Raw genomic sequence first — 3,967 nt, forward strand, 5'->3', positions numbered from 1 at the left:
CGGCGGATTTCCGCCGGTGGCAACACTGTTGCCACACAACTCGACGAGAGGCCATTAAACTGGAAAAGTTAGCACATAGCAGGACATAGAGCCGGTCTAAAATGCCCTAAATGCAAATAGCCTTTATTTCATCTGATCACTGTCGGTGATTAGCACAGTCAGGTGAGTGATTTTGTTGATTCCTGTCATAGAAAATACGCCATTTTGGCTAATAAATCCGTTGCGGGTCTATGATGGACAAAGCATAATTTGCCGTGAGCGAAGTCTTGCCAGTTCTTTAATGTGAAAGAGGAAACGCAAAAAAACCACCCTGGCAGGTGGTTTTTTTGTTTATTACCATCTGATTTATAAAGAAATATTTACATTGATATGGCTGACATATATAGACCAACCACTTTGACTACCAACAGGGTAGCCAAAGAGAGTTAGAACAAGAATGCATAGACACACTCTGTTCATATCGCCTCCGGGAATCAGGGCGGCCTCCGACACTATATGCGCTTCTGTGACGGAACGACTAGTTGAGCGAAGTCTTGCCACCAAAAAAAAGACTCTGTTTTAACGCAAAGTGATCTGGCAGTATCACCGAACAGAGGCTGGATGACACATAATAGAGTTATGTATGTCTTTGTTTACAAGATGCATTCTAATTTGTAAATGTAGTGATTTGCATCATAGATGTTTTCTTTTTTATTGACCCAGAACAAGGTAAAAAGGTGGGAGCACAGACGGCAGGCCATGGCAAGAAATGTAAATTTAGCTGTCTGTTTTTTGTACTCAACCAGCTGGGTTTGTAATGAACGCTCACCAGTAGCATGTAGCCAACTTTTTTATATGCGGCAGGTCTTATCTCGCTGAAAAAGCCGGAAGGGATTACATGGCCGAGTTGGTCAGGTACAGCAATGAACACAGGGTAGTCCCACTGCGGACGGCACGGCTCGCTGCGGAAAACGTCTGAAATGCTGAGCTGTATTTTTCCCACCTTCGCCTAAGATCCTGACCCGGGTTTGACGCTACTAACCGTAAATTGCTGTGCAATGTATTGTTCGGCAGAATAGGCAGTCAGTAGGTGATAGTGAAAGTTTTTAGTGCGAAAGGCGGCAACATCGCAGCACAGACAGCAACCCGGGGCCGTGGAAAATAATGCAACCAGATACCGTGATGCCTTGGGGAAACCTCGTCCTTCAGGCCGGGGAGGAAAGAAGGCGGTTTTCCGGCTAACATGGTTTTCTGAGTAGGCTGACGTACCAGCACTGATTATGGTTGTGCTAGAGACCAGGAGAACTCTAGTCCAAGGCTGTGTCCGGACCGAAATCATCCGGCACGATGCGTGTAAATGATACCGTCAGAGTGTACCGCAGAAGTCTACTTTTCAAACGTACATTTTAATAAGTAAAGTAGTTTTCTTCATTTCCAGGCAAGGCAAATGGGATGAACACAGCTTTCCAGTGTCTCCACTCTTACGCATGTTCGGAGTCTGTTGGCCATGGCGGCACCGGTGGTACGTGAGTTAGCGGTCTGACGGCCGTCTGAGATACCCGCCATGTTTGTCGGGATAGTGAAATACTGGCCATCGGATCGCGGGGGTTAAAAAGCGATCCTCATTCAGGAATGGCAATACGCCCGGTAGAGTTACCGGGGATGCCTGAGCGACTGTCCCCCTCGGTGCAGCCGAAGGGGTCAGAAGAAAACGGCTTTCTGAACGTAAGGTGAACTGGGCGTTGTTATTTCCTGAGTATGATATTGTTTACATCAAAGAATTTAAGTAAGCGTGCAGCAAGAACCGTATTGACGGGGATGTGTTATTCAGTCGGCAGTGCTACGCGCCAGGGGAGCAGTTCGCCGACCCGGTTTATCGGCCAGTCGGCTATGACGTCAAGGACATAGCGGAGGTAGCTTTCTGGCTCCACTCCGTTCAGTTTGCATGTCCCGATCAGGCTGTACAGCAGCGCTCCCCGCTCTCCTCCATGATCCGAACCGAAGAACAGGTAGTTTTTGCGGCCCAGACTGACCATCCGCAGCGCATTTTCAGCGATGTTATTGTCCGCCTCAGCCCAGCCATCATCTGCATAGTACGTCAGCGCCGGCCACTGGTTCAGGGCGTATGCGATCGCTTTCGCCAGTTCTGAGTGTCGCGACAGGGTTTTCATCTTTTCACGCAGCCAGCTTTCCAGGGATTTGTAAGCGTACAGCGAGAACCGTATTGACGGGGATGTGTTATTCAGTTGGCAGTGTGATGCGCCAGGGTAGCAGCTCGCTGACCCGGTTGACCGGCCAGTCAGCTATGACGTCAAGGACATGGCGAAGGTAGCTTTCTGGATCCACGCCGTTCAGTTTGCACGTCCCGATCAGACTGTACAGCAACGCTCCCCGCTCACCACCGTGGTCTGAGCCGAAGAACAACCAGTTTTTACGACCCAGACTGACCATCCGCAGCGCATTTTCAGCGATGTTATTATCGGCTTCGGCCCAGCCGTTTTCTGCATAGTACGTCAGGGCCGGCCACTGGTTCAGGGTGTACGTGAACGCCTTTGCCAGCTCCGAGTGTCGCGACAGCGTTTTCATTTTTTCACGCAACCAGCTTTCCAGGGTACTAAGCAGCGGTTTCGTTTTCCGCTGACGTTCAGCAAGCCGTTGTTCCGCCAGCATTCCTCTTATTTCCGCCTCCACGGCATACAGTTCGCCGATACGCTTCAGGGCTTCCTCCGTCAGGGCTGACGGCGTGCGAACGTGCACATCGTGGATTTTACGGCGGGCGTGAGCCCAGCAGGCGGCTTCCGTTATCCGGCCATCGCGGTACAGCTCGTTGAACCCGGCGTACGCATCCGCCTGTAGCACACCGCTGAACCCCGCAAGATGGGTCTGCGGATGGATGCCTTTTCTGTCGGGCTGTAGGCGAACCACACCGCCGGTGCCAGCGCTGACCCGGCGTTGCGGTCATCACGAACATACGTCCACAACCGCCCGGTCTTCGTCTTCTTATTGCCCGGCAACAGCACCTGGACCGGGGTATCATCGGCATGGAGTTTACCTTCAGTCAGGACATAGTCCTGAAGCGCCTCCTCCAGCGGGGACAGCAGCCGGCAGCATGCATCCACCCAGCCCGACAGCAGTGAACGGCTCAGTTCCACGCCCTGGCGACCGTATATTTCAGACTGACGATACAGCGGTGTGTGCTCTGCATACTTTGAGGTCAGCACGCGGGCCATCAGCCCCGGTCCGGCGATACCCCGCTCAATGGGGCGCGAAGGCGCGGGGGCCTGCACGATGGCATCACATTTTGTGCAGGCATGTTTTTCCCGTACGGTCCGGATCACCCGGAAGGCGCTGCGCATCAGCTCCAGCTGTTCAGCGGCATCCTCACCCAGGTAACTCAGCGCACCACCACACTCCGGGCAGCAGGAACCCGCTGGCCGCAGGCGTTTTTCATCGCGGGGGAGTGATTCGGGGAACGGTTTGCGGGTGCGGGTCTGACGCAGAGTGCGCTGTACTGCCGGGTCATCCACCCGACCGGTCAGCGTATCGCTCTCTTTCTGAAGCCGGTTCAGATCGGCTTCCATTTGTGCGATACGGCGGGAGACTTTTTCGGAACGGCTGCCGAAGTTCATCCGGCGAAGTTTATCCAGCTGCGCCTGCAGATGGTCTATTTCGCGCTCCCGGTCTGCCAGCTTTTCCAGCAGGGCACGGTTCAGCGCTTCCTGTTCGGCAAGGCGCTGTTTCAGCAGAAGGATGTCGTCAGAAGAGATGTCATTCATAAGCCAGCATTTTACCAGGCTTATTCTGCGACAACCAGGATAAAGAAGCCTACAGCATGGTCAGGGAGGTCAGCAACCGCTTCGGCTGTCGCCAGTCGATGCCTTCCAGCAGCATTGCCAGCTGCGCCGGGGTCAGGAACACTTTGCCATCGCGAGCTGACGGCCAGGCGAAGCGCCCGCGCTCCAGCCGTTTGGTCAGCAGGCACAGCCCG

At 53.5% G+C, this 3,967-nt stretch carries 2 protein-coding genes and 2 pseudogenes; all 4 read right to left on the reverse strand.

Going from position 1 to position 3,967, the window contains the following annotated elements:
- Nucleotides 1-1,802: 1,802 nt before the first annotated feature.
- A pseudogene (locus tag HMPREF9538_RS13455) lies at nt 1,803-2,180 on the reverse strand (IS66 family transposase); the annotation flags it as partial.
- Between the two features lie 37 nt (nt 2,181-2,217).
- Nucleotides 2,218-2,325 (reverse strand): transposase domain-containing protein, encoded by a 108-nt coding sequence (locus HMPREF9538_RS33340; protein ID WP_259408568.1) that lies wholly within the window; start codon nt 2,323-2,325, stop codon nt 2,218-2,220.
- Between the two features lie 24 nt (nt 2,326-2,349).
- A pseudogene (gene tnpC / locus HMPREF9538_RS0127740) lies at nt 2,350-3,755 on the reverse strand (IS66 family transposase); the annotation flags it as partial.
- A gap of 49 nt (nt 3,756-3,804) precedes the next feature.
- Nucleotides 3,805-3,967 (reverse strand): IS66 family insertion sequence element accessory protein TnpB (gene tnpB, locus HMPREF9538_RS30020; protein WP_009485151.1); only part of this gene is annotated, 163 nt, incomplete at its 5' end.

It is taken from the genome of Klebsiella sp. MS 92-3, from assembly GCF_000195655.1.
Lineage (GTDB): Bacteria > Pseudomonadota > Gammaproteobacteria > Enterobacterales > Enterobacteriaceae > Klebsiella > Klebsiella pneumoniae.